Source organism: Planococcus sp. ANT_H30, from assembly GCF_008369335.1.
GTDB lineage: Bacteria > Bacillota > Bacilli > Bacillales_A > Planococcaceae > Planococcus > Planococcus kocurii.
In genome coordinates, this window is the sequence record NZ_VOBJ01000005.1 from 116686 (window position 1) to 141769 (window position 25084).

Sequence of the window (25084 nt, forward strand, 5' to 3'; positions counted from 1 at the left end):
AACAGCTCCCTTTAATATAATGGTTTTCCGGTCATTTCAACCGGTTGTTCTACATTTAGCATTTTTAAAATGGTTGGTGCTAGGTCAGCAAGAATGCCGCCTTTACGAAGTTCATGACCTGACTTCGTTAAAATTACTGGGACTTGATTGGTGGTGTGTGCTGTCATTGGCTGTCCTTCAAGGGTACGGACTTCGTCAGCATTACCGTGATCGGCAGTAATCAATGCCGAGCCACCCTGAGCATGTAGCGCATCAACTATGCGACCTAGACATTCGTCCACTACTTCAATGGCACGAATCGTAGGTTCCAGCATCCCACTATGGCCAACCATATCCGGGTTCGCAAAGTTCAAGATGATGGCGTCGTGCGCACCCGCTTCAATTTGCTCAACTAGACGGTCGGTCACTTCGTAAGCACTCATTTCAGGTTGCAAATCGTAAGTTGCAACCTTTGGCGAAGCAACGAGAATACGATCTTCTCCAGGAAAAACGTCTTCACGTCCACCACTCATAAAGAACGTAACATGTGGGTATTTTTCGGTTTCTGCAATGCGCAGTTGCGTTAGTCCATTTGCGGATAACACTTCACCAATGGTATTTTCCAAGTTCAATGTTTCAAATGCTACACGCGTCGGTAAATCTTCACTATAAGAAGTAAAGGTGATATAGCTTAATGCTCTCGGATGCTTAGCACTTAATGGGAATCCAACAAAATCTTCACGAATAAATGCTTTTGTTAATTGAATCGAACGGTCCGGTCGGAAGTTAAAGAAAATTAGTGAATCGCCTGAATCAACGGTCGCTACTGGTTTGCCATCTTCTTCGATTACGAATGGTAGAACAAATTCGTCCGAAACGCCTTCTTCATAAGAAGCAGCAATACCGGCAGTTGCCGATTCCGCCATTTTTCCAACGCCGTCAACTAAAACGCGATATGCTAAATCGGCACGTTCCCAGCGCTGATCACGATCCATTGCATAATACCGTCCGCTAATCGACGCGAATTTCCCAATACCAATTTCTGTCATTTGCTGTTCAGCTTGCTCTACGTATTTAAGCGCAGTCCTTGGTCCCACATCGCGCCCATCTAAGAAGCCATGAACATAAACTTCCGTTAATCCTTGCTGTTTAGCAAGTCGCAATAAAGCGAAAAGGTGCTCATAATGGCTATGAACGCCGCCATCAGATAATAACCCCAATATATGAAGCGCTTTGCCGCGGCTTTTCGCGTTCGCAATCGCTTCAAGAAATGCTGGATTTTCGTAAAAATCGCCATCACGAATTGCTTTATTGATACGCGTTAAATTTTGGTAAACCACTCGGCCAGCACCAATATTCAAGTGACCTACTTCTGAATTACCCATTTGTCCTTCAGGCAACCCAACCGCTTCACCTGAAGCGGTCAGTAATTCATGTGGATAAGTCTCCCATAAACGATCAAAATTCGGCTTATTAGCCTGTGCTACTGCATTACCAAAACTTTCTTCACGGCAGCCAAATCCATCTAAAATGATAAGAGCCGCTGGGTGTTCAGTTTTACGCATGCGAACCAGCCTCCAACAATTTAACAAATGACTCGGCTTCTAGGCTTGCGCCTCCAACTAATGCTCCGTCAATATGTTCCATTGTCATTAACTCATCTACGTTTGCTGGCTTTACGCTGCCGCCGTATTGAATACGCAGTTGCTCAGCTGCTTCATTCTGATACAAAGATGCTACTTTTTTGCGAATGATTCCACAAACTTCGTTGGCGTCTTCAGCAGTAGCTGTTTTCCCTGTGCCAATTGCCCAAATAGGTTCATAAGCAATAACCAATTGAGTGATTTGTTGTTCAGTCAAACCAGCGACTCCTTTTTCTACTTGTGCTTCAACGACAGATCCCGTTTCTCCGTTTTCACGTTGTTCAAGTGTTTCGCCAACACATAGAATCGGCACTAACCCATGAGTAAAAGCAGCTTTTACTTTTTGGTTGGCTGACTCGTCTGTTTCATTGAAATACTGGCGACGTTCTGAATGTCCAATAATGACATACTTAACGCCAATATCCGTTAGTTGGACAGGGCTAATTTCGCCTGTATAGGCACCTTCGTCTTGCTCTGACATTGTTTGTGCTCCGATTTGAAGCGGACTATTTTCTGCAGACACAACTAGTTGTGCCAAGAATAATGCTGGTGCGCAAATAACAGCGTCTACTTTATCAGATGCTGGCACTAAGCCATTCACTTTTTCAACAAATTGTTTTGCCTCTGTAGCGGTTTTGTACATTTTCCAGTTTCCTGCAATAATTGGTTTTCTCACAAGAGCACTCCCTTTCAGTTTAGCTATCTTATTTATTTGTTTGTTAACGCGCTGACACCTGGTAAATCTTTCCCTTCCATAAACTCTAGTGAAGCGCCTCCGCCTGTAGAGATATGATCCATTTGTTCAGCCACATGGAATTTTTCAACAGCTGCTGCTGAATCTCCACCACCGATTACGGTGTAACCTGAAGTTTCAGCCATTGCTTGTGCGACAGATTTCGTGCCATTTTCAAATGCAGGCATTTCAAAAACACCCATCGGTCCATTCCAAATAATCAACTTCGAATTTTTAATAACATCCGCATATAACGCTACCGTTTCAGGACCAATGTCTAAGCCCATCCAGTCAGCTGGGATTTCCGTGATTTTCACACTTTTGGTTTCGGCATCTTTTGAAAATTCGTTAGCTACAGTTGCATCTACCGGCAAATAAAATTTAACGCCTTTTTGTTTTGCTTTTTCGATAAATGAGTTAGCCAAATCTAATTTATCTTCTTCAACAAGAGAGTTTCCGATTTCATAGCCTTGCGCTTTGATAAACGTATACGACAACCCTCCGCCAATAATTAAATTATCTACCTTATCTAACAAATGATCAATGACGCCGATTTTGTCTTTTACTTTCGCGCCGCCGATTATTGCCGTGAACGGACGTTCTGGCTCAGACAAAGCTTTGCCTAAAACCTCTAACTCTTTTTCTAACAGTAAGCCTGATACCGCCGGTAAATGACTCGCAATGCCTGCTGTTGAAGCATGAGCACGATGAGCTGCTCCAAATGCATCGTTAACGAAAACGTCTGCTAGCGAAGCAAATGCTTGTGCAAGTTTGTCGTCATTTTTTTCTTCACCTTCATGGAAGCGGACGTTCTCAAGTAAGATGATGTCGCCTTCTTGCATCGTTGAAATGTCCTGTTCTACTTTTTCGCCGATTGATTCGTCCAGGCTTTTCACTTCTTTATGTAACAATTCGCCTAAACGGAAGCCTGTTGCAGCAAGTCGCATTTCTTCATTGACATGGCCTTTCGGACGACCTAAATGGCTAGCCAAAATTACTTTAGCGCCTTGGTTGACTAAATATTCGATCGTCGGTACAGCTGCACGGATTCTCGTATCATCCGTCACTTTACCATCTGACATCGGTACGTTAAAATCGACACGGCAAAATACCCGTTTTCCTTTCAAATCCAAATCTTTCATGGTCATTTTCTGCTGCATGAAAATACCTCCTATTTGTATTCAAAAAAATAAGGAGCGGGGTAAGTTCCCCGCCCCTTTTACCCTCTTTTATTATAGAGGTTCATTGGTAATTAAGCTATGATTTCGGGATTATAAGCCCGTTTTGTACATGTGAAGCGCAAGGTCGATACAACGGCCTGAGTAACCAGATTCGTTATCGTACCATGAAAGAACTTTAACCATGTTATCGCCAACCATCATCGTTGAAAGACCATCGATTGTAGCTGATGCTGTGTTGCCGTTATAGTCTCTAGATACTAGCGGCAATTCGCTGTAGTCCATGAATCCTTTTAATTCGTTTTCTGCTGCATCTTTTAATGCTTTGTTCACTTCTTCGACAGTTACGTCTTTTTCAAGATGAGCAACTAAATCGATAAGTGAAACGTTTGGTGTTGGAACGCGGATCGCCATTCCATCAATTTTGCCTTCTAATTCAGGCAATACTTTTGCAACTGCTAAAGCTGCACCAGTAGTTGTCGGAATCATTGATTCTGCAGCTGCACGCGCACGACGGAAGTCACTGTGCGGAGAGTCTAAAAGAATTTGATCATTTGTGTAAGAGTGGATCGTTGTCATCATTGCATGTTTGATACCGAAACGCTCGTTCAATACTTTCGCCATTCCTGCAAGACCGTTTGTTGTACATGAAGCATTTGAAATCACATGATGCTCTTTCGGATCATATGTTTCGTGGTTAACACCCATAACAAGCGTCTTCATGCCGTTTTTGCCTGGTGCTGAAACGATTACTTTTTTAGCGCCGGCTTCGATGTGTTTAGAAGCAGAAGCAGCATCCGTGAAGAATCCAGTAGATTCAACAACGATGTCTATGCCATGCTCTCCCCAAGGAAGGTTAGCTGGATCTTTTTCAGAGAATACGCGGATTGTTTTGCCGTTAACAACAATGTTGTCGCCATCAACTGAAACTTCAGCGTCTAAAATACCATGAACAGAATCGTATTTCAAAAGATGTGCCAACATTTTTGCGTCTGTTAAATCGTTTACTGCTACCACTTCTACTTCGTCATTTGTTAAAGCTTCACGAAATACAATGCGTCCTATACGTCCAAATCCGTTAATTGCTAATTTTAAAGTCATTTAGTATTCCTCCAATTTTTTAGTCAATTCCATAATTTTTCGTGCAGCACCTTCGTCTGTGATCAACACTGTCGGACTCGCTGCGTTTTTAGCGTACGATAAAATCGCTCTTGCTTTAGATTCACCACCGGCAACTGCCAAAACAGTTGTCGCTTTTTGCACCTGCTCTAATTGAATGCCCGCCGTTCGAATGCGATAAACAATTTTTCCGTCTTTATCGAAATAATAGCCGAAAGCCTCACTAATCGCTCCGCCTGAATGAATCTTTTCAACTTCTTCAGTAGAAGAGTGCCGACGAACCGCCATCTCTCCTGCATTGCCAATCCCGTGGACGACAACATCTGTTTGATCGTACAAATCCATCATTTCTTTGATCACTGGTTCTTTCATCATCATGGCAAATGCTTCTGCACTCAAATGATCAGGCAAGTATAGCGTCTTAAATGAACCACCTGTTTTTTCGGCAAATGCAGCTGCAATCGTATTTGCTTGGTGCAAAACATCTTCTCCCAGTCCACCGCGTGCAGCGATAAATTGCAGCGCTTTGTCCGGCTTTCCGTTCGTTAGTTCTTTCGAGATAGCCGCCATTGTGCTACCGCCAGTAACAGCGATTTTCTTATAGCGGGCAAACAACGTTTCCAAAAAACGAGCAGCCTCTTTACCAATATGGGACTTCACTGCTGGAATTTCATCGCTATCTTGCGGTAAGATCACAACTTTCGTAATTCCTAGAATTTCCTGTAGCTGTATTTCCATATCTGTCAGTCCAGACATTTCACGCACAAAAACTTTTAGCTTCTCTAGCACTTCCAATCCTTGCGAAGTAACTGTCATGCCCGCTGTTTTCATTTCAATCAATTGCTGATTGCGTAGTAAATCCGTGTCTTTTCTAATTTCTCGCTCTGTCAAACCGGCAACTTCACTCAAAGTTCGCCTACCGATTGGCTGTTCCAAGTTGATAATCTGTAAAATTTGATAACGTTTTTTCAGGAGTTCGGACATTTCCGGCATCAACTTTTGCTGAGCGACAGATAATGCATCCATAGGTTCACTCCATTCTATCTGGACGTTTTTTGTCCCACTAATTAATTGTGCGTCCCACTAAATTCATTCTACCTAATCTTTCTTTTAATTGCAAATAAAAAGAAGCGTTAAGTTTCTAACGCTTCCAGTAATTCAACATAACCAATATTGCCATACACCAATACGCGATTGTTTTTTTCTAATACAGGAATCATCATCATGTATTTTTCGTGTAAGGCTTCATCACTTTCGATATCTACTTCTGTGTAAGGCAATGGTACCTCCTCGTTGACTAGTGCAATCATCAATTTGGCTTCATCGCAAAGAGGGCAATTAGAACGCGTGTATAAAGTGTACATCTGTCTCCTTCTTTCTAAATAAAAGTATGAAGTTACTGGAGAAGCTTTCTCCAAACCGATATCTGTTAGACAATCAATAACACGTTACCATTGATCAACAGAGCCTTCCATTGTTTCTACTAAGTTAGGTAGTAAATCAAGTGTACACTGTTACTAAATTTCAATTTGTGCTTAAAACTCGTTACTCTCTTCTTTAAGGTGCATGAAGCCATTATATTGGTACGAGAATCGCTGCTTCACTACCAATAGATACGATGACAATAAGAATCAGTAATTTGCTCACCTGTTGCTTTTCTCTACTAGTATAAGCTATTAGTCATTTCCCTTTCTACCGGCTCTTTTAAACTTCCCTTTTCTCTTTGGTTTTTTGAAATCAAAAAATACAGCCAAAAGTAAAAAACACCCCTTTACCAATTAAGGCAAAGGGGCATTTCTCAACTTTAGAACAATAGATTTTAGTTGAATAGGCTTTTTCCGGATTCAACGAGTTGTTGTGCTTTTCTTATGCCCTCGGAAGGAATCGAACCTCCATCTCAAGAACCGGAATCTTACGTGTGATCCATTACACTACGAGGGCGTATTCGCTATTAGCGACTTTTCTATTATACAAAAATATTTTAACATAATCAAGTCCGTTTTTTTGATTCGTTAGATTTGACCTTCATTGACCATGATGTGTATGATAATAGTACAGCTGAGAGAACTTTCAGCATTGTTTGTAAAACACTTAATCGAGGAGGAACTATTCTATGAACTTAATTCCTACAGTAATCGAACAAACTAGCCGAGGCGAACGTGCTTACGATATTTACTCACGTTTGTTAAAAGACCGCGTCATTATGCTAGGTAGTGCAATTGACGATAACGTTGCAAACTCTATTGTGGCGCAACTTCTATTCCTTGAAGCAGAAGATCCAGATAAGGATATTTCAATCTACATTAACAGCCCAGGTGGTAGTATCACAGCTGGTATGGCGATTTATGATACGATGCAGTTTATCCGTCCAGACGTTCAAACAATCTGTATCGGTATGGCTGCTTCAATGGGTGCTTTCCTACTTGCAGCAGGAACAAAAGGCAAACGCCTTGCACTTCCAAATGCTGAAGTAATGATTCACCAACCGCTTGGTGGTGCCCAAGGACAAGCGACTGAAATCGAAATTGCAGCAAAACGCATTCTTCACCTTCGCGAAAAATTAAACCAGATTCTTTCTGAGCGTACAGGTCAGCCAATCGAAGTTATCGCTAAAGATACAGATCGCGATAACTTCATGACAGCAGAACGCGCACTTGAATACGGCTTAATCGACCAAGTGATTACACGTAGCAAATTGCCTGAAAACCACAAAAAAGAAAACTAAATCAAGCAAAAAACTCACAGTCATCTTTGACTGTGAGTTTTTTTATACGTTTCGTTTGTGGAAGTTACTTGAAATAATAGATTGCTGCTTTTTTACGCTTCTTTTTCAATAATCTCCGATAAAGACTGAACCGCTTTTTCTTCATCCAAGCCTTCTGCAGAAATGGTGACTTCTGTTCCTTTACTAATTGCCAAGCTCATAATTCCCATAATACTTTTGGCGTTTACTTTCTTATTGTCTTTTTCCAAATAAACATCTGCGCTGTATCGATTTGCTTCTTGAACAAATAACGCTGCTTGTCTTGCTTGAAGACCTGATTTCAATCGTACTTTTACTTGTTTTTCAACCATACGGATCCTCCTCCAAAACTCAACTCTCTTCTATATAAACGAACAGCCTAGCTAGCGGCCGATCATTTCTCCATTTCTCAGGGATGCTGCAATCTCATCAATTTTTCGCAGACGATGGTTTACCCCCGACTTGCTGACGGTTCCGCCCGATACCATTTCCCCTAGCTCTTTTAACGTCACATCTTGACACTCTACCCGGAGTCTGGCGATTTCACGTAGTCTTTCAGGCAATTGGTCAATGCCAATTGTTTGGTCGATAAATCGAATATTTTCTACTTGCCGCAATGCCGCATCGATGGTTTTGTTTAAGTTAGCGGTTTCACAATTTACTAACCGATTAACGCTATTACGCATATCTCGAATAATTCGAACATCCTCAAATTTCAATAAAGCAGAATGTGCGCCTGTAATGCTTAGAAAATCAGAAATTTTTTCTGCTTCTTTCAGGTAAGTCACAAATCCTTTTTTACGTTCAATCGTTTTGCTATTCAAACGAAATTCGTTCATTAATTCAACTAACGAGTCTGCATGGTCTTTGTAGAGCGAGTAAATTTCGAGATGGTAAGATGACGTTTCAGGATTATTGACAGATCCTCCAGCTAAAAAGGCACCTCGGATATACGAACGTTTGCAACAGTTCTTTTCAATCAGCGACTTGACAATCTGGTGCTGGAATTGAAATCCTTCAGTCAAAATTTCGAGATCTTCGAGAATATGCTTAGCGCCTTCTCGGATTCTACAAATGTAAATATTATTCTTTTTTAAGCGCATCTTTTTTCTAACCAGCAATTCGACGGGATAAGTTTTGTAAAAACGTTTTAATAACGTGTAAATACGGCGGGCGATCGCCGCATTCTCAGTTTGAATATCCAGGCTCAATTGCCGATTGGAAAACGATAGAGTGCCATTCATCCGGATCATTGCGGAAAGCTCTGCTTTGCCGCAGCAATCATCTATCTCTATTTGTGTCATTTCTTTTTTTGTTTCGGATGCAAAAGACAAAATTCGTTCCTCCTTTCAAAGCGTCAAAAATACAACTGCTTCGAATCTTCACTAGCACGGCCATCAGCATATTCGAATAACCATTCTGCAACTTTCGTCGGCTCGTGACGTACAGTTTCTCCAGAAATATTAGCAATGTCTTTTCTGTAGACTTCGAGACCCATTTTTTTCAGGCGCTCTTCGTCATACTCAACAGGCCATGCTTTCTCTTTTTCGTAACGTTCTGCAATGTTAGACGGCATTTGGACTTTATCAATTAGAATAGCATCTAGAAATTTTTCTCCGACATGATTGTAAAGTGCTTGAACATGGTCAGAGGCTGTATATTGATAAGTCTCCCCTGCTTGTGTCATTAAATTACAGATGTATATTTTCTTTGCCTTAGCAGCTATGACTGCTTTTTTAATATCTTTCACTAACAAGTTCGGCAAAATACTGGTGTATAAAGAACCTGGACCCACAACAATTACGTCTGCATTTTTAATTGCTGCAATTGTTGCAGGCAAGGCTTTAACATCATGTGGTTCAATAAACACACTTTTAATTGGCTGTAAATAGGCAGGAATTTTGGATTCCCCTTTTATAATCGTCCCATCTTCTAGCTCTGCGCTAAGCGTAACAATTTGGTTGGCGGCAGGTAAAACCGTGCCATTGACACTTAATACACGACTCATTTCGCGGACTGCATGGGAAAAGTCGCCTGTAATATCCGTCAATGCCGCGAGCATTAGATTACCCAAAGAATGACCGTCAAGATCTAAGGAGTGCTTAAATCGATATTGGAACATTTCAGCAACTAAAGGTTCTGTATCTGATAATGCTGCCATAACATTTCGAATATCTCCCGGGGGTGGAATATCCAGGTCATTTCTTAAGCGTCCCGAACTTCCACCATCGTCTGCAACTGTTACAATAGCCGTCAAATCCAGTGGATACAATTTTAACCCACGCAACAATGTAGACAGTCCCGTGCCGCCGCCTAAAATAACGATACGTTTCCGGTGCTGATTATGTTCCATGCACTCAATCCTTTCTAATTTTAATGTCTCTATGCGTGATAATCACTTTATTATTCTGTGCCAGAAGCTTGCCATAGTACTCAGCTAACGTAACCGAGCGGTGTTGGCCTCCTGTACAACCGAAGGCGATAACAAGTTGTGCCTTCCCTTCATTTTTGTACTGTGGAATCATAAACTGCAGTAAATCAGTTAATTTTTCTAGCAGCGTTTGCGTTTCTTGCCATTTTAGTACATAGCTCGACACTCGCTCATCAAGCCCTGTTAGCGGATTCAACTCTTCAATATAATAAGGGTTTGGTAAAAAGCGTACATCAAACACCAAATCAGCATCAATCGGCATGCCGTGTTTAAATCCGAAAGACAAGACGTTTACGGTAAAGACATTACTGGTCTTTGATGAAAAATCGGCGATGATTCGTTCTTTTAGTTGGCGAGGCTTCATGTTAGAAGTATTGTATATATGCTGTGCTCTCCCTTGAAGGTCACTCAGCATATCGCGCTCTTTTTTGATGCCACCCAAAACCAATCCACCGGGTGACAGTGGATGAGATCTTCTCGTTTCCTTGTAGCGGCTCACTAAGGTTTCGTTTTCTGCATCCAAAAATAGAATCGTGATGGAGACATTCGGATCTTGTGATAGGTGGTCAATTGCGTCTACTAAACTATCAAAAAAATCGCCTCCGCGCAAATCCATAACTGCAGCTACGCGCTTCATCGATTTTCCCGAATCTCTCATCAAATTGATAAACGTTGGCAATAACGTGGGAGGCAAATTATCGATTGTAAAAAAACCTAAATCTTCAAAGCTTTGGATTGCGACCGTTTTACCTGCACCTGACATGCCTGTAATAATGATTAACTCTGTTTCTTCTTTATGCTTTTCCATTAGGATGATTCACCTCTTCAATTGATGATTGGATGGTTTCTTTGATCAGCTGAAATTCTGGCGTATAGTAGAATGTCCCGTACTGAACTCCTTGCTGGTTAGCTGCAAATTGCAGATTGGTCCGGTCCCCTTCAGCCATTGGCAAAGATGCCAACGCTTCTACTGGATGCCACTCTAACAGCCCCTCGGTCGTTTCTTGAAATAACTCTCCAATTACGCGGTTTGCAGCGAACGTAAACAACATCCACTCATCCACCGTTTTTTCATGTTCTTGAATCATCATGGTATAGACCCCTTTTAAATGTGTACCTATTGGGGTAGCATTCGTTTCTTCTTTGAACTCACGGACTGCAGCTTCGATAATCGATTCTCCGGCTTCCATTTTACCACCGGGCGCTACATACCAATCACGTCGTGGTTTTTTCAATAATAATACTTGTCCATTTTCAATGACTAATAAATTCGCGATTCGCTGCACATTCGACACTCCGTCTCTATTGTAAACTCTCTCCATTATACATCTATCCTGGCGTGTCATGCAAAAGAATAAAAAAAGAGGCTGTCTTTCGAGTTACTCGAAAGACAGCCCAACAAAATCTTTTATAAAAAGGGGGTCAATTTACTCTTCTTACTATAAACCTTATTCATGACAACCACGTTACAAAACAGTTAAAAACTAATTAAGCTTGTGCTTTCATGCTAATTTTCTCTACTAACTCTTCAATATAGTGTTGAGCTGCTTGTGCGGCAATACTGCCATCGCCTGTCGCAGTAACTACTTGACGCAATGTTTTTTCACGAACATCGCCTGCTGCATAAATCCCTGGAACAGTCGTTTCCATTTTGTCGTTCGTTACAATATATCCGTCCTTATTCAAAATGCCCAACTCAGCAAATGGTTTTGTTAAAGGAAGCATGCCGATATAGATAAAGACACCATCTGCTTTAAATTCTTTTTCAGAACCATCTTCAGTAGACACCAGCGTAACTGCACCTACTTTGCCATTGCCATCATCGTGAATTTCTTTAACTGTATTGCTCCAGATAAAGTCAATTTTATCATTTGCAAAAGCACGATCTTGAAGAATTTTTTGTGCACGTAATTCGTCACGTCTGTGGACGATTGTTACTTTACTCGCGAAACGAGTCAAGTAAACACCTTCTTCAACCGCTGAATCGCCACCGCCAACTACGACAAGTTCTTTTTGTTTAAAGAAAGCTCCATCACATACTGCACAATAACTGACACCACGGCCTCCTAGTTCATTTTCACCTGGAATCCCCATTTTCTTATACTCAGCACCGGTCGTCACAATAATTGCACGTGCTTTGTACTCTTTAGATCCGGCTTTAATGGTTTTGTATTCTTCGCCATCAATAATTTCAGTTACGTCACCGTATGCGTATTCTGCACCGAATTTTTTTGCGTGTTCAAACATTTTTGTTGAAATGTCTGGTCCTAAAATGTGTGAAAATCCTGGATAGTTTTCAATTTCTTCCGTATTGGCCATTTGACCACCTGGAATACCGCGTTCTAGCATCAATGTTGTTAAGTTCGCGCGAGATGTATAAACAGCGGCTGTCATGCCTGCTGGTCCTGCTCCGATAATAATTACATCAAAAATTGTAGTTGCTTCAGTCATATTAATAGGCCTCCTATTTCTCAGTAGTTAAATCGTATAAGATTCATGCGAAAGCTTCAACTTTTATGCCTATGATTCGATGTGTGGTAAGAAAACAGTTAGTTCTTTACTGTATTTTGTCAACGTAGCAACCGATATACCAAATTGATCCGCCAGTTCTTTTTTTGTGGTTTTTTCATTTTTAGAAGAGTGAATCATATATTCTGCAGCCGCAGCAAGAGCCGCGGGATTTTTGAATGCATAGTTCCTGCTAAAGCCTTTTTCTAGCAGTAAAAACCACAGTTGAAAGAGTTCTTCTTGCTGTTTTTTCACCATTCCATATGAGCCATAAAGAAGTTCTGCTGCTTCCATCGCACGCATAAAAGCCTTTTCAGCCGGAACGCTTTCTTTGAAAGGATGACCAAGTGCATAACCCAAAACAAAAGTTTCCAAAACAGAAGGCTGATCAGATGCCAACCAATTTGGGTGTGAAATAATTTCTTGCTTATGTGCTGATTTGCCTAACAAAAACAAGCCGAATAACCGTTCACTTTTCTTTTGGTGATCCAGTTTTCCAACCAAATAATCTCGATCATGCTCAAGCGCATCGACGTGCGGCATTTCTGAATGCTCGTTCCATGGCGCATAACCGTCTTTATCTGGGTCCATTTTTTTCAATTGATCCCAAGCTTGTCTTGACGCGTCTTCATGGCCTGAATGATACGCAGCATGCGATAACCAAAAGTAAAACGCTGCATCACCTTCAAAGCCTTTTTTCTGCAAACTTTTGAGCCAGCGATAAGCTTCTTTGTATTTACCAACCAATGCAAAAGTCGCACCTAGTTTATAGCGATGCTCAAATACATAAGGTTGTATTTTTTTTAGCAAATCGAGTACATCATCCAATTCTGCGTTTTTTTCATAGTAATGAAAGACTGCTAAATTACACAAAGCGTGCAAATTGCCAGTATTTCTCCGCAGTACATCGTAAAGCAGCGCTTTCGCCATTTCTGCTTCTCCGATATAAAAGTAAGCCAAAGCTAAGTTATTGCAAGCTCCCCAAAAATCCGGCTTTCCTTCAATTAACTTTTCAAGCAATTCAATAGCACCGGTAAAATCACCTTGCTCCATCATTCGACGTGCTTTTTCCTGTCGGTAATGGTGTTCGCTGTCCTGCAAGTCCCCGTCCTCATCAAAATTTTGCCAATCTTCTTGCTCGGCAAAATCAATAATTCCCATTGCTTCAGATGCATATTTCCCTTGTGTTTCATAAACCAAGTACTTTTTAGCAAATTTTCGAGCATCCCAAAACAAGCCCATATGTGCATGGACTTCAGCAAGAAAATACAGAATGTCGGGTTCTTTTGAGTCTAGTTCATGTGCTGTATGCAGCACATCCATTGCCTGCTCAAACTCTTGTATTTCCATTAGCACAATTCCGTATTGCGTCAAAATGAGCGGATCTTTCGGACTCAACTCTGAAGCACGACGCAAATACTTATGTGCTTTTGAGTAATTTTCACGCTGAAGCTCTTTCAACGCTTTTCTGTAATAGAATTCTCCTGTCGGAATAAACGACAATACGTTTTTAGTATTTATTTTTTTATTCTCCAAAATATGCCTCCGAAAAAGTAAAAGAGACGATTTCCATCGTCTCCATACTCAAATATGCTGTAATTATAGCATATTTCCCTATTATTTACTTGTCGCTTTTGTTTCATGACGTTCTTTTAATACATTGGTCACTTTGTTAAAGTTTACCTTTTGTTCTTGTAAAAGCACCAACACATGATACAACAAATCGGCTGTTTCCATTGATAGCTCTTCAGCGTCACGATTTTTGGCTGCGATAATCACTTCAGCTGCTTCTTCGCCTACTTTTTTACAAATTTTATCTATGCCTTCTTCAAACAGATAAGTCGTATACGCACCTTCAGGCATTTCTTTTTCACGCGCTTCGATTAACGCGGTCAATTGTGCGAACATATCGCCTGGAGATTCATTGCGCTCACCATGAATGGTTTCAAAAAAGCAGCTATCCTTACCCGTATGACAAGCGGGTCCATTTGGAATTACTTCATAAATTAGCGAATCGCCGTCGCAATCTAATCGCACAGCCGTCACTTTTTGAGTGTTACCACTCGTCGCACCTTTGTTCCACAATTCACTACGGCTTCTTGAGTAAAGCCACGTTTCATTTGTAGCCATTGTTTTTTGGACGGCTTCTTCGTTGGCATAAGCCAAAGTTAACACTTCTTTTGTTTCGGCATTCTGGATTATCACGGGAATCAGCCCGCTTGGATCATATTGTATGGTTGTCATCGGACGTTCACTCCCTCTTTCCGTAAATATTGCTTGACCTCATCTACACTGGTTTCTTTGTAATGGAAAATAGAGGCCGCTAAAGCAGCATCAGCATCCACCATTTTAAAGACTTCGCTAAAATGTTCTTTGTTTCCTGCTCCACCACTGGCAATGACCGGTACTTCTACCGCTTCGCGTACAGCTTGTGTTAATTCCAAATCAAAACCGTCTTTCGAGCCGTCTTTGTCCATGCTCGTCAACAACAGTTCACCAGCTCCAAGCTCAACACTTCTTTTTGCCCATTCAACTGCGTCCCAATCAGTTTTGTTGCGACCACCATGTGTGTAAACGTCCCAGCTATCACCATTTTTCTTAGCATCAATTGCTACGACAATACATTGAGAACCAAAAAAGTCTGCGCCTTCTTTGATCAACTCAGGACGGTCAAGGGCAGCTGTGTTTAAAGAGACTTTATCAGCTCCGGCGCGCAACAAACGTTTCATGTCATCAAGACTGCGAATACCGCCACCTACTGTAAACGGAATCGACAGTTCTGTTGCAACAATTTTCACGACTTCGACCATCGTTTCCTTGCCTTCGTGAGAAGCCGAAATGTCCAAAAACACCAATTCATCCGCCCCTTGCTCATCATAAAAACGAGCCAATTCAACAGGATCTCCCGCATCACGCAGCGAAACGAAACTAACGCCTTTGACGACACGTCCTTCTTTTACATCAAGACAGGGAATAATGCGTTTTGTCAACATGACAAAACCTCCTCCAGCGTAAAACGTTTTTCATAAAGCGCTTTCCCTATAATAACACCTGCGATGTTACTTTGCGCAGATGCTTCTTTAACATTTCGTACATCTTCTAGCGAACCAATGCCACCTGAAACAATGACTTGTGCTGATTCAGCACCCACCAACGATTTATTGGCGGTAATATTTGGTCCTGCGAGCGTGCCGTCTGTTGCAATATCTGTATAGATAAAATGTTTTGCACCTTTTTGCGCGAAATAATCCGCTACTTCTGTCGCCGCTTGTCCAGATGTCTCGATCCAGCCTTCTGTTGCGGCCATGCCATTTTTCGCATCAATACCGATAACAATTTGGTCGGCTCCAAATTCTTCAATAAACGATACAGCAAGTTCCGGATTACGGATTGCTAGGCTGCCGATAATGACACGCGCTACACCATTTGATAAATAATGCTGGATATCTTCACGAGTTCGGATGCCTCCGCCGACTTGTACTTTAGCACCGAGCTTTGCGGCTTCAATGACCACTTGATCGTTAATGCGGATGCCGTCTTTGGCACCGTCTAAGTCGACCATATGTATCCACTCTGCACCAGCTTCTACGAATTTTCGAGCCATTTCGACTGGTGAATCTCCGTAGATGGTTTCCTGAGTATAATCTCCTTGAAATAGGCGTACACATTTGCCATCCCTTAAATCAATCGCAGGATAGATTTGAAACTTAGACATGTAGGTTCCTCCTAACATTTGAAATCCATTGTTCTAATAAATAATGGCCAAAATCACCTGATTTTTCTGGATGGAATTGCATACCCGTTATCAAACCTGTCCCGACTACTCCCGGAACGTTGAGGCCTCCGTAGCTTGCTGTGGCTAAAACTTCTTGCTGCTTTGTATTTATCGCTAAAAAAGAATGTACAAAGTACACGTGCGTATCACTTAATACATCCTCTAACCAATACGGCATATGCGAAAATTCCAAACGGTTCCAGCCCATATGAGGAATTCGGTATGTGCCTTTTTCAAAACGACGAATTTGTCCTGTCAGTAACCCCAAACCTTTTGTCGGTTTCACTTCCGAACTATCTTCATATAACAACTGCATACCGAGACAAATTCCAAGAAGCGGAATATTTTTTTCTGGCAATGATTGGATAAATCCTGAAAGTCCTTTGTCATTTAACAACTCCATAGCATCTGGAAAAGCACCGACTCCTGGCAGCAAAATCCCTTCTGCTTCGAGCAGCACCGCAGGGTCATCGGATACAATCACTGTACATTCCAGCTTTTTTAACGCTTGCTCGACACTAAACAAATTGCCCATGCCGTAATCAATAATGCCAATGATCATGTGAGCAACCCCTTTGTTGATGGCACACCTTTAACTCGCGGATCAATCATCGTCGCTTCATCAAGCGCACGTGCTAGCGCTTTAAAGATTGCTTCGATAATATGGTGCGTATTTTTTCCGTAATGAACGATAACGTGGACGTTCATCCTTGATTCTAGCGCAAATTTCCAAAGGAATTCCTGGATCAATTCCGTATCAAACGTTCCTACTTTTTCAGTCAGCGGCTGACTACGGAATTCCAGATGTGGGCGATTTGAACAATCAATAATTACTTGAGCTAACGCATCATCCATTGGTACAAATGCGTTGCCGTAGCGACGTATGCCTTTTTTATCGCCAAGTGCTTCTTTAACAGCTTGACCTAAAACAATGCCAATATCTTCAGTAGTGTGGTGGTCATCGATGTGCGTATCGCCATCTGCCGTAATATCGCCATCAAATAAGCCATGTTTAATAAACAAATCCAGCATATGATCCATAAATGGAACACCTGTATCAATTACCGATTTCCCTTCACCATCTAAGGAAAATTTGATGGCTACTTTGGTTTCATTGGTATTGCGTTTGATTTCAGCTTTTCTCATAATCGGTTCCCCTTTTCCCACGACCGCGATTCGACTGCACGCGCATGGCCTTCTAATCCTTCAAGACGTGCTAGACGAGCAATTTTTTCTTTATTGTTTTGCCAAGCCTGTTCGCTATAACGGATAATGCTGGTTCTTTTAATAAAATCATAAACAGATAAAGCACTCGAAAAACGTGCCGTGCTGTTTGTTGGCAATACGTGATTCGTTCCTGCAAAATAATCGCCAATTGGTTCAGACGAAAACCTTCCGATAAAAATGGCACCGGCGTGGCGAATCTTCTCCGCGACTGCTTCTGCATCTTCTGTCATAATTTCCAAATGTTCAGGCGCTAGTTGATTGGCGGCTGTAATCAGCTCTTCTACCGTTTGCCCTAGATAAATCATGCTGTGATTTATCATCGCTGGACTCGCAATGGCTTGACGAGGCAAGTTTGCTAATTGACGCTTTACTTCTTTAGAAACCGCATCAGCCAATTGTTCGCTAGTCGTTAATAACACAGCGCTCGCCATCGGATCATGTTCTGCTTGTGACAATAAATCGGCTGCCACTTCATCAGCATATGCGGAATCATCCGCAATTATCGCGATTTCACTTGGTCCAGCAATCATATCAATCGCCACGTCACCATTCACTTCTCGTTTAGCAAGCGCAACAAAAATATTGCCCGGACCGGTAATTTTATCAACGGGTGCGATAGATTCCGTGCCGTATGCTAAAGCTGCGATTGCTTGGGCACCACCTGATTTATAAACTTCTGTAATGCCAAGAATATGAGCCGATGCGAGTACTCCGTCAGACAATGTGCCGTCTTTACTCGGTGGTGAAATTAAGACAATGCGTGATACGCCTGCTACTTGTGCCGGAATGACGTTCATCAACACAGATGAAGGATATGCAGCTGTGCCACCTGGTACGTAAAGTCCAGCTGACTCGATAGCTGTAACACGCTGTGCAACATACGAACCATCATCGTTATCTAAACGGTAGCCTTGTTGTTGCTGACTTTCATGGTACTTCCGAATATTCGCCGCAGCTTCAGTTAAGTCCGTTAACAATTGCGGGTCAAAACGGTCGACTGCTTGCGAAATTTCTTCTTCTGTCACACGTAAAGAGGTTAATTTAGCACCATCCCATTTTTCTGTAAAGCGAAACATCGCTCTGTCCCCGTGATCTTTCACTTCTTGAATAATCGCTTTTACCGCTGTAACTTGCTGTTCCGTGCCTTCTGCAATCGTTCTTCTGATGGAAATTCCTGAAGACAAACGAGTCACTTTCATAAAATGGCCTGCTTTCTCAGTCTTTCTACTAGCTCTGTAATGCGTTTTTGCTTTAAGCGATAACTTACAGGATTTGCAATCAAACGTGACGTGATGTCGACAATTTTTTCGTATTCAACTAAGCCATTTTCTTTTAATGTTTTACCAGTAGAGACAATATCCACAATACGATCCGCTAAACCAATCATTGGCGCCAATTCAATCGAACCGTTTAATTCGATGATTTCGACTTGCTCGCCTTTGCCACGATAATATTGCGACGCTACTTTCGGGTACTTAGTCGCAACACGCGGAGATACTTTGTTCATCGGCGTGTCCGGCATACCTGCAGTTGCGATATAACAGCGGCTGATACCAAGGTCTAATAATTCATAAACATCTCGGTCATGCTCAAGCATCACATCTTTTCCAGCAATGCCAATGTCTACAACTCCATGTTCGACATAAGCTGGAACATCCATTGGTTTGGCAAGAATAAAACGAATATTTTCATTGGGTGCTTCGACGATCAATTTTCGTGAATCATCGAGTTCTTTTGGCAAATCATAGCCTGCTTTTACTAATAATTCATAAGCTTCTTCAAATATTCTCCCTTTGGGCATGGCAATCGTTAATGCATCCATTACTTCACACCTTCCAATCTTAGAACCTTGCTGAAATGTTTACTAAATTCGTCAAGAGCCATAACCGCTGGTGCAAATTGCAATGTGACTCGGGTTCCTTGCTGACGAAGATTTTGTGCTTCATCATAGGCACGCTCTTCGTGTTGTTCATCAAATAAGATTAATGTATGGTCTTGTTGTTCGGAAACAGCTGAAATCAGTTCTAGTAAACGATCTACACGTAAACCAAAGCCGGTTGCACCAACCTCTAATCCAAATTGCTTCATTAATCCGTCATAACGTCCCCCGTTGCCAAGTGGAAACCCACTGCCCGTTGCATACACTTCAAATACTAAGCCAGTGTAATAGGTCATATGGCTGTTAAACGACAAATCATACGTTACCGCGTCTGCTAAGCCGCTGCGCTCCAATATGTTTTTCAGCTTTTTCATATCTTCGAATAAAGAACTTTGTTTGGCGTTATGAGGATCAATCCATTGCTGCCATTCTTCTACAGTAGAAGTGGACATCAAACCAATAAATGATTCTCGACTAGAAGCTTCTATAGGTAACTGGTGAACCAAGCTTTCAAAGCCTACACTGTTTTTGGAAACGAAAGCACTGCGAACTTGTTCAATTTGCTGCTGATCCAAACCGAAATCCTCTAAAATCAACTGCAATAATTGGGTATGTCCAATAACAAAGCGGCTAGACTCAATATCTAGATTTTTTAAAATGGTCCATGCCAAAATAATAACTTCTGCATCTGCATATAAAGAGTCATCGCCAATCAACTCAACGCCCATCTGTTCAAACTCAGCTGGACGTCCCCCTTCACGTTTTTGAGCGCGAAAAACATTTGAATAATAGCCAAGTCGTACTGGCATCTTTTCTTTTAGTAGCTTAGATGCAGCGACGCGTGCAATGGGTGAAGTCATATCTGGACGTAATACCAAGGTTTCACCTTGGCTGTCTAGTAATTTAAACAACGCATTATCAGCAATTGCTGAAATTTTACCGATGGTTTCGTAATATTCTAAAGTAGGTGTTTGCAGCAAATCATAGCCTGCCTGTTGAATAATAGACGTTCCATTTGTACGGAGTTCCGCTTTCTTTTTTGCGATAAATGGGAAATCATCTCTCATTCCTAGTGGTTTCTCGAACATTTGTATAGTCATTTATAAAACTCCCTAATATTGGTTATTTTACTTTAGTTCGCTAATGTGATGAAGTAATATTTATTTTAGCGCATTGTTCCATCTACCGTCAAGAGATATACTCGAAAAAAATCCTGAAAGCAATCGTTGCTTTCAGGATTTTGCTTGGCGCTCTGCCATTTGTTCAGCTGTATAAATAATATTCATCGGATTTCCGCCGACAAAAGCTCCAGCTGGCACATCTTTATGGACGAGCGTGGCAGCGGAAACAATTGCGCCGTTTCCAATCGTGATGCCGGGCAAAATCGTAGTGTTTGCTCCAATCATGACGCGGTTTCCGATCACTACGTCACCAAGTCGATATTCATCTATTAAATATTCATGTGCAAGAATCGTTGTATTGTAACCGATTACGGTGTTTTCTCCAACCGTTATTTTCTCCGGAAACATAACATCCGGCATGACCATCAACGCAAAAGATGAGTGTTTTCCAATTTTCATATGGAGAAACGTTTTATACAGCCAATTTTTCATAGGCAAAAACGGCGTATATCTAGCCGTTTGAATCACTAGAAAATTTTTGGCAACTTTCCAGAATGGCACTGTTTTGTAAATATGCCAAAGTGAATTAGGCCCTTCCACAAAATGCCGTTGTGTGTCTCTCATTTTACAGCCTCTTTAGTTAATTCCAGTAAATCACTAATATGCTGCAACATAAAGTCCGGATTAAAACTGGCTAAGAATTCTTCTCCTTTTGCAGACCACGCCACGCCCGCAGTTCGAACTCCTGCATTTTTACCACCTTCGATATCGTGGGAATTGTCACCAATCATTAAGGCTTCATCGTGAGACGCACCTAATTGCTCTAATGCCAAATGCAAGGGCTCTGGATTTGGTTTTGGGTTTGTGACATGATCCAGACCAACCAACACATCAAACACATCGTTAACGCCCATTAGCTTCAAGCCATGACGTATTGTGTCACTTCTTTTAGTCGAGACAATTGCCATTTTCATTCCTTGCGCTTTCAGTAAACGTAAGGTTTCTGCGACACCATCATATTCTTCGACTAGTTCATCGTGCAACGTACGATTGAGCGCGCGGTATTGAACAGTCAGCTCTTCCACGCGGTCCGGATCAATCGCTGCAAATGTTTGTGTTAACGATGGGCCGATAAAATCCAGTGCATCTTGACGATCAAAGCGACCAGGATAATGTTCACCAAGGACGGCTAAGAAAGTTTGAATGATTAATTCATTGGTATCGAGCAAAGTTCCGTCAAAATCGAATAATAGCGTATTTATTTTTTTTGCAGTCATGTCGAAATCACTTCCTTTTGTTTTTCTTCCGCTCTACGCCACATATAAGAAACAAAGACCGTTAGTACTAATGCCGTAACGATTCGGATTAACAATAGCGGCCAGATTGGAATACCTAATGGCATAAAAATTAATGTGTCTTCCACTACCGCGTGACAAGCAACGAGAAAGATAAATACCAGTGTCGCATCCTTTTTACTAACGCCATCTTCTCGTACAGCTTGAATCATCACACCCGCTCCCATAGCGAGTCCGAAAACCAGTCCTGAAGCAAGTGTTAACGAAGCGTTTTTCTGAACACCCAATAAACGAGTTAAGGGTCCGAGCAGATTGGATATTTTTTGAAGGTATTGTTTATCTTTTAAAATTTGAATCATAATCATTAATGGAATAACAATCATCGCCAACTGAAGAACACCAAACGAAGCTTTTTCAAGTCCGATTAGCATCACCCCAATCCAACTCTCAGGAACAGCTGATGCTTCAGGCGCAAAACCGTATTGCGCCATCTCGCTGCCACCTTTCCAAAAGACATTAATGATAATAGCAGATAACGCAGCTAGACCAAAGCGGACAACTAAAACGATCCACAGCTTGACGCCAACTTTTAGCGCTACGCCAGTTTCAATAAAAATATTATGTGAAAATGATAGCATGACGGCCAAGATAAAAACTTCTTTAACCGTTAAATCTAATGATAGGATGCCGGCAATTCCAGCATAAAGATTAAGCGCATTACCGAGAACCAGTGGAATTGCCGCATCGCCGCTTAATCCAAACAAGCCCATAACGGGTGATACTAAATCGATAACAAAAGGCAAAACCGGTGTGTATTGAAGCATGGTGACGAGCAAAGTGATAGGGAAAATGATTTTCCCTAATGACCAAGTCGTTTTCAACCCTGCCTTCAAACCATTTTTCAGTGTCGACATCTGATCGCTCTTTTCCTAATTAGTTATCCTTATAATGATGTGGATTTTTAATTGTGACACGACGGTATACGATGAATACAACAGCGATGACAATAGCCAATACTGACACTAGTTGTGCAGCACGAAGTTCACCGATTACATACAGGCTATCTGTGCGCATTCCTTCGATATAGAAGCGGCCAACAGAATACCAAATCATATAGAAGAAAAACATTTCACCACGTACTAGATTTACTTTTCGTAGTAGCAACAAAAGAATAATTCCCACTAAACTCCACATAGATTCATACAAGAAAGTTGGATGGTAATAAGCCCCGTCTATGTACATGTGATTGATGATCCAATCAGGGATAAACAGATTTTCAAGGAAAGTCCGTGACACTTCTCCGCCATGTGCTTCTTGGTTGATAAAATTACCCCAACGACCAATGGCTTGTCCGATTAAGATACTTGGTGCTAATATATCCGCCACTTTCAGAAATGACGTATTACGCTTTTTGGTAAACAGATAAGCGACAATAACAGATGCAATCAAGGCACCATGTATCGCAATTCCACCGTTCCAAATAGCGATAATTTGACTAGGATTGTCTTTGTAATGTTCCCACTCGAACGCTACGTAATAAATACGTGCGCCAACAATCGCCAGCGGTACCGCCCAAATTAGTAAATCAGTTAAAAATTCAGTATGCAGTCCTCGCTTAACCATTTCACGCTGCCCTACCAAAAAGGCGATGATAATACCAACAGCGATAATAACACCGTACCATTGAACCGAAATCGGACCGAGTGAAAAAGCGGTCGGATCTATTGAAGCTAATATTGCAAACATGTCGTGCACCTTCCCATTCGCTTAGTTTGTATCTTGTGCAATCACGTCATCCAGACGCTTCGAAAACTCTTCGGCGGCGTTAACGCCCATTCGTTTCAAACGATAGTTCATCGCGGCAACTTCGATAATAACCGATAAGTTACGACCTGGACGAACAGGAATTGTTAGTTTCGTCAATTGTGTATCAATAATCTTCATTTTTTCTTCTTCTAGTCCTAATCGATCGTAGGTTTTGTCTTGATCCCATATTTCCAAATCAATGACCAAAGAAATCCGTTTAAATGTGCGAACAGCGCTCGCACCAAATAAGGTCATGATATCGATAATACCGACTCCACGAATTTCGAGCAAATGCTCAATTAGTTTAGGTGCAGATCCTACTAATGTATTTTCACCTTCTTGATGAATTTCTACACAGTCATCGGCAACTAAGCGGTGACCTTTTTTGACAAGTTCTAAAGCTGTCTCGCTTTTACCAACACCACTTTTTCCCGTCAGCAACACTCCAACACCGTATATATCTACAAGAACGCCATGGATTGCCGTCGTAGGAGCTAACTGACTTTCTAAAAAGTTCGTCAGCAAACTCGAAAACCGAGTCGTTGACATTGGAGTCGTCATGACTGGCACATGCCGATTGCTTGAAGCAGCGATCAATTCTTCTGGAACTGGTACACCATGCGAAACAATAATTGCTGGCGTGTCGTCTGTGCATAGCTTCATCATACGATCTAACCGTTCTTTAGGTGATAGCATAGAAAAAAAAGAAAGCTCGGTTTTGCCGAGCAATTGCACACGATTTGCTGGATAATGGGTGAAATAACCGGCCATTTCCAACCCTGGTCTTGAAATATCGCTAATGGGGATATGACGGCCAATGCCTTCTTCTCCACTAATTAATTCCAAGTCGAACGTCTTCATCACTTGTTTTGTCGTTACTTGTCCCATTTGGTATTCCTCACTTCCTATCCACACATTATTTTGAATTTTCATCAAAACAATTATTTTTATATGCGGTTTGCTTTTATTTTAACATGGAAACTATATATTTGAAGATTTTTGTCCCCTTTGTCATGTTTCCTTCCTATATAGATTGCAAAAGGAGGTCTATCCCAATGAAGATTATGATTGATGCCGGACATGGCCCAGATACACCTGGAAAGCGCTCACCCGATGGCAAATTGAGAGAATTCCATTTTAACGTGGCCGTAGCAGAAGAAGTTAAAAAGCGATTGGTACTGGATGGACATATTGTCTTTTTCAGCCATCAACATGACTTTGATGTTCCATTACACGAACGCACGAATCTAGCAAATCGTATGAAGGCAGATGTATTCGTCTCGATTCACGCCAACGCAGTGGGGCATACATTTAACTCTACAAATGGCCTAGAAACGTTTACCTATAACCACCCTCAGCCTGCTACACACATGCTAGCATCTGCAGTCCAACAGTCACTAATACAAGTAACTGGACGAAAAAATCGCGGGATTAAACAAGCAGATTTCGCCGTACTTCGGGATACCCATATGCCAGCTATTCTGGTGGAATGCGGCTTTATGACACACAAGGAAGAAGTCGAATTACTTAAGTCAGCCGCTTACCGAAAACGCTGCGCACAAGGAATCTGTTTCGGTATCGCTTGTTTTGAAGCAAGTCGGTAAAGGGGTAACTTTACACTTATATGAAAACGGGGCTGTCTCAAAA

The 25084-nt window shown here is 41.6% G+C and carries 28 protein-coding genes and 1 tRNA gene; 2 read left to right on the forward strand and 27 right to left on the reverse strand.

What is annotated here, in order from left to right; genetic code table 11:
* Positions 1-11 precede the first annotated feature (11 nt).
* The 7 genes from gpmI to FQ085_RS12095 all read right to left on the reverse strand — a co-directional run bounded on the left by gpmI (position 12) and on the right by FQ085_RS12095 (position 6593).
* A complete protein-coding gene (gpmI, locus tag FQ085_RS12070) occupies positions 12-1544 on the reverse strand; it encodes a 2,3-bisphosphoglycerate-independent phosphoglycerate mutase (RefSeq protein WP_149456707.1) in 1533 nt (510 codons plus the stop codon).
* On the reverse strand, positions 1537-2298 hold the full coding sequence (gene tpiA / locus FQ085_RS12075; protein ID WP_058385896.1) for a triose-phosphate isomerase: 762 nt from the start codon (positions 2296-2298) through the stop codon (positions 1537-1539). Before tpiA ends, gpmI begins: the two co-directional genes overlap by 8 nt.
* A 32-nt stretch (positions 2299-2330) precedes the next feature.
* Positions 2331-3515: a phosphoglycerate kinase gene (locus FQ085_RS12080; RefSeq protein ID WP_149456708.1), complete on the reverse strand. Its 1185-nt coding sequence runs from the start codon at positions 3513-3515 to the stop codon at positions 2331-2333.
* 111 nt (positions 3516-3626) lie between these two features.
* Positions 3627-4634 (reverse strand): type I glyceraldehyde-3-phosphate dehydrogenase, encoded by a 1008-nt coding sequence (gap, locus tag FQ085_RS18095; protein ID WP_058385898.1) that lies wholly within the window; start codon positions 4632-4634, stop codon positions 3627-3629.
* Positions 4635-5678: a sugar-binding transcriptional regulator gene (locus FQ085_RS18100; RefSeq protein ID WP_188074747.1), complete on the reverse strand. Its 1044-nt coding sequence runs from the start codon at positions 5676-5678 to the stop codon at positions 4635-4637.
* A gap of 107 nt (positions 5679-5785) precedes the next feature.
* Positions 5786-6016 (reverse strand): glutaredoxin family protein, encoded by a 231-nt coding sequence (locus FQ085_RS12090; RefSeq protein WP_058385900.1) that lies wholly within the window; start codon positions 6014-6016, stop codon positions 5786-5788.
* Between the two features lie 505 nt (positions 6017-6521).
* Positions 6522-6593, reverse strand: a tRNA-Arg gene (locus FQ085_RS12095).
* A 172-nt stretch (positions 6594-6765) separates the two neighbouring features.
* Between FQ085_RS12095 and clpP the strand changes: the two genes are divergently transcribed.
* A complete protein-coding gene (gene clpP, locus FQ085_RS12100) occupies positions 6766-7377 on the forward strand; it encodes an ATP-dependent Clp endopeptidase proteolytic subunit ClpP (protein WP_058385901.1) in 612 nt (203 codons plus the stop codon).
* A 92-nt stretch (positions 7378-7469) separates the two neighbouring features.
* Here clpP and FQ085_RS12105 read toward each other — a convergent pair whose 3' ends face one another.
* The 20 genes from FQ085_RS12105 to hprK all read right to left on the reverse strand — a co-directional run bounded on the left by FQ085_RS12105 (position 7470) and on the right by hprK (position 24325).
* Complete coding sequence (locus tag FQ085_RS12105; protein ID WP_058385902.1) at positions 7470-7727, reverse strand: HPr family phosphocarrier protein; 258 nt, start codon at positions 7725-7727, stop codon at positions 7470-7472.
* A gap of 51 nt (positions 7728-7778) precedes the next feature.
* Positions 7779-8729: a DNA-binding protein WhiA gene (gene whiA, locus FQ085_RS12110; protein WP_058385903.1), complete on the reverse strand. Its 951-nt coding sequence runs from the start codon at positions 8727-8729 to the stop codon at positions 7779-7781.
* A gap of 23 nt (positions 8730-8752) precedes the next feature.
* Entirely contained in the window at positions 8753-9748 is a 996-nt protein-coding gene (locus FQ085_RS12115; RefSeq protein ID WP_058385904.1) for a gluconeogenesis factor YvcK family protein, read from the reverse strand.
* Between the two features lie 4 nt (positions 9749-9752).
* A complete protein-coding gene (gene rapZ / locus FQ085_RS12120) occupies positions 9753-10634 on the reverse strand; it encodes an RNase adapter RapZ (RefSeq protein WP_071153685.1) in 882 nt (293 codons plus the stop codon).
* Positions 10621-11112 carry an 8-oxo-dGTP diphosphatase gene (locus FQ085_RS12125; protein ID WP_058385906.1) on the reverse strand — a complete coding sequence of 164 codons (492 nt, stop codon included), beginning with the start codon at positions 11110-11112 and terminating at the stop codon, positions 10621-10623. Before FQ085_RS12125 ends, rapZ begins: the two co-directional genes overlap by 14 nt.
* Positions 11113-11314: 202 nt before the next feature.
* The gene (gene trxB, locus FQ085_RS12130) at positions 11315-12277 is read right to left on the reverse strand and encodes a thioredoxin-disulfide reductase (RefSeq protein ID WP_058385907.1); all 963 of its coding nucleotides are present in this window, start codon (positions 12275-12277) and stop codon (positions 11315-11317) included.
* Between the two features lie 69 nt (positions 12278-12346).
* Complete coding sequence (locus tag FQ085_RS12135; RefSeq protein WP_058385908.1) at positions 12347-13870, reverse strand: tetratricopeptide repeat protein; 1524 nt, start codon at positions 13868-13870, stop codon at positions 12347-12349.
* Between the two features lie 81 nt (positions 13871-13951).
* Positions 13952-14578 (reverse strand): bifunctional phosphoribosyl-AMP cyclohydrolase/phosphoribosyl-ATP diphosphatase HisIE, encoded by a 627-nt coding sequence (gene hisIE, locus FQ085_RS12140; RefSeq protein WP_058385909.1) that lies wholly within the window; start codon positions 14576-14578, stop codon positions 13952-13954.
* The gene (gene hisF, locus FQ085_RS12145; RefSeq protein WP_058385910.1) at positions 14575-15327 is read right to left on the reverse strand and encodes an imidazole glycerol phosphate synthase subunit HisF; all 753 of its coding nucleotides are present in this window, start codon (positions 15325-15327) and stop codon (positions 14575-14577) included. The genes hisIE and hisF overlap by 4 nt, the downstream gene beginning before the upstream one ends.
* Positions 15321-16049, reverse strand: a complete 729-nt coding sequence (hisA, locus tag FQ085_RS12150; protein WP_058385911.1) for a 1-(5-phosphoribosyl)-5-[(5-phosphoribosylamino)methylideneamino]imidazole-4-carboxamide isomerase — start codon at positions 16047-16049, stop codon at positions 15321-15323. Before hisA ends, hisF begins: the two co-directional genes overlap by 7 nt.
* Complete coding sequence (gene hisH, locus FQ085_RS12155) at positions 16042-16671, reverse strand: imidazole glycerol phosphate synthase subunit HisH (RefSeq protein WP_058385912.1); 630 nt, start codon at positions 16669-16671, stop codon at positions 16042-16044. Before hisH ends, hisA begins: the two co-directional genes overlap by 8 nt.
* Positions 16668-17258: an imidazoleglycerol-phosphate dehydratase HisB gene (gene hisB, locus FQ085_RS12160; protein ID WP_071153694.1), complete on the reverse strand. Its 591-nt coding sequence runs from the start codon at positions 17256-17258 to the stop codon at positions 16668-16670. Before hisB ends, hisH begins: the two co-directional genes overlap by 4 nt.
* On the reverse strand, positions 17252-18535 hold the full coding sequence (gene hisD, locus FQ085_RS12165; RefSeq protein WP_149456709.1) for a histidinol dehydrogenase: 1284 nt from the start codon (positions 18533-18535) through the stop codon (positions 17252-17254). Before hisD ends, hisB begins: the two co-directional genes overlap by 7 nt.
* Entirely contained in the window at positions 18532-19158 is a 627-nt protein-coding gene (gene hisG, locus FQ085_RS12170) for an ATP phosphoribosyltransferase (RefSeq protein ID WP_058385914.1), read from the reverse strand. Before hisG ends, hisD begins: the two co-directional genes overlap by 4 nt.
* Complete coding sequence (gene hisZ, locus FQ085_RS12175) at positions 19158-20315, reverse strand: ATP phosphoribosyltransferase regulatory subunit (RefSeq protein WP_149456710.1); 1158 nt, start codon at positions 20313-20315, stop codon at positions 19158-19160. Before hisZ ends, hisG begins: the two co-directional genes overlap by 1 nt.
* 132 nt (positions 20316-20447) lie before the next feature.
* Positions 20448-20960: an acyltransferase gene (locus FQ085_RS12180; protein WP_058385916.1), complete on the reverse strand. Its 513-nt coding sequence runs from the start codon at positions 20958-20960 to the stop codon at positions 20448-20450.
* On the reverse strand, positions 20957-21613 hold the full coding sequence (ppaX, locus tag FQ085_RS12185) for a pyrophosphatase PpaX (protein ID WP_058385917.1): 657 nt from the start codon (positions 21611-21613) through the stop codon (positions 20957-20959). Before ppaX ends, FQ085_RS12180 begins: the two co-directional genes overlap by 4 nt.
* Positions 21610-22545, reverse strand: coding sequence for a nucleoside recognition domain-containing protein (locus tag FQ085_RS12190; protein WP_149456711.1), 936 nt, complete (start codon positions 22543-22545; stop codon positions 21610-21612). The genes ppaX and FQ085_RS12190 overlap by 4 nt, the downstream gene beginning before the upstream one ends.
* Positions 22546-22564: 19 nt before the next feature.
* Positions 22565-23377, reverse strand: coding sequence for a prolipoprotein diacylglyceryl transferase (gene lgt / locus FQ085_RS12195; protein ID WP_149456712.1), 813 nt, complete (start codon positions 23375-23377; stop codon positions 22565-22567).
* Between the two features lie 21 nt (positions 23378-23398).
* Positions 23399-24325 carry an HPr(Ser) kinase/phosphatase gene (gene hprK, locus FQ085_RS12200; RefSeq protein WP_058385920.1) on the reverse strand — a complete coding sequence of 309 codons (927 nt, stop codon included), beginning with the start codon at positions 24323-24325 and terminating at the stop codon, positions 23399-23401.
* Between the two features lie 167 nt (positions 24326-24492).
* Here hprK and FQ085_RS12205 point away from each other — a divergent pair, with 167 nt between their 5' ends.
* Entirely contained in the window at positions 24493-25041 is a 549-nt protein-coding gene (locus tag FQ085_RS12205) for an N-acetylmuramoyl-L-alanine amidase family protein (RefSeq protein ID WP_078080233.1), read from the forward strand.
* Positions 25042-25084 lie beyond the last annotated feature (43 nt).

What these genes read in the sequence shown, in the direction of transcription:
- gpmI (WP_149456707.1), bottom strand. Translation starts at nt 1,544, where the DNA reads ATGCGTAAAACTGAACACCCAGCGGCTCTTATCATTTTAGATGGATTT.
- FQ085_RS12080 (WP_149456708.1), bottom strand. Translation starts at nt 3,515, where the DNA reads ATGCAGCAGAAAATGACCATGAAAGATTTGGATTTGAAAGGAAAACGG.
- gap (WP_058385898.1), bottom strand. Translation starts at nt 4,634, where the DNA reads ATGACTTTAAAATTAGCAATTAACGGATTTGGACGTATAGGACGCATT.
- FQ085_RS18100 (WP_188074747.1), bottom strand. Translation starts at nt 5,678, where the DNA reads ATGGATGCATTATCTGTCGCTCAGCAAAAGTTGATGCCGGAAATGTCC.
- FQ085_RS12090 (WP_058385900.1), bottom strand. Translation starts at nt 6,016, where the DNA reads ATGTACACTTTATACACGCGTTCTAATTGCCCTCTTTGCGATGAAGCC.
- clpP (WP_058385901.1), top strand. Translation starts at nt 6,766, where the DNA reads ATGAACTTAATTCCTACAGTAATCGAACAAACTAGCCGAGGCGAACGT.
- FQ085_RS12105 (WP_058385902.1), bottom strand. Translation starts at nt 7,727, where the DNA reads ATGGTTGAAAAACAAGTAAAAGTACGATTGAAATCAGGTCTTCAAGCA.
- FQ085_RS12115 (WP_058385904.1), bottom strand. Translation starts at nt 9,748, where the DNA reads ATGGAACATAATCAGCACCGGAAACGTATCGTTATTTTAGGCGGCGGC.
- rapZ (WP_071153685.1), bottom strand. Translation starts at nt 10,634, where the DNA reads ATGGAAAAGCATAAAGAAGAAACAGAGTTAATCATTATTACAGGCATG.
- trxB (WP_058385907.1), bottom strand. Translation starts at nt 12,277, where the DNA reads ATGACTGAAGCAACTACAATTTTTGATGTAATTATTATCGGAGCAGGA.
- hisIE (WP_058385909.1), bottom strand. Translation starts at nt 14,578, where the DNA reads ATGACAACCATACAATATGATCCAAGCGGGCTGATTCCCGTGATAATC.
- hisF (WP_058385910.1), bottom strand. Translation starts at nt 15,327, where the DNA reads ATGTTGACAAAACGCATTATTCCCTGTCTTGATGTAAAAGAAGGACGT.
- hisA (WP_058385911.1), bottom strand. Translation starts at nt 16,049, where the DNA reads ATGTCTAAGTTTCAAATCTATCCTGCGATTGATTTAAGGGATGGCAAA.
- hisH (WP_058385912.1), bottom strand. Translation starts at nt 16,671, where the DNA reads ATGATCATTGGCATTATTGATTACGGCATGGGCAATTTGTTTAGTGTC.
- hisD (WP_149456709.1), bottom strand. Translation starts at nt 18,535, where the DNA reads ATGAAAGTGACTCGTTTGTCTTCAGGAATTTCCATCAGAAGAACGATT.
- hisG (WP_058385914.1), bottom strand. Translation starts at nt 19,158, where the DNA reads ATGGATGCATTAACGATTGCCATGCCCAAAGGGAGAATATTTGAAGAA.
- hisZ (WP_149456710.1), bottom strand. Translation starts at nt 20,315, where the DNA reads ATGACTATACAAATGTTCGAGAAACCACTAGGAATGAGAGATGATTTC.
- FQ085_RS12180 (WP_058385916.1), bottom strand. Translation starts at nt 20,960, where the DNA reads ATGAGAGACACACAACGGCATTTTGTGGAAGGGCCTAATTCACTTTGG.
- ppaX (WP_058385917.1), bottom strand. Translation starts at nt 21,613, where the DNA reads ATGACTGCAAAAAAAATAAATACGCTATTATTCGATTTTGACGGAACT.
- FQ085_RS12190 (WP_149456711.1), bottom strand. Translation starts at nt 22,545, where the DNA reads ATGTCGACACTGAAAAATGGTTTGAAGGCAGGGTTGAAAACGACTTGG.
- lgt (WP_149456712.1), bottom strand. Translation starts at nt 23,377, where the DNA reads ATGTTTGCAATATTAGCTTCAATAGATCCGACCGCTTTTTCACTCGGT.
- hprK (WP_058385920.1), bottom strand. Translation starts at nt 24,325, where the DNA reads ATGGGACAAGTAACGACAAAACAAGTGATGAAGACGTTCGACTTGGAA.
- FQ085_RS12205 (WP_078080233.1), top strand. Translation starts at nt 24,493, where the DNA reads ATGAAGATTATGATTGATGCCGGACATGGCCCAGATACACCTGGAAAG.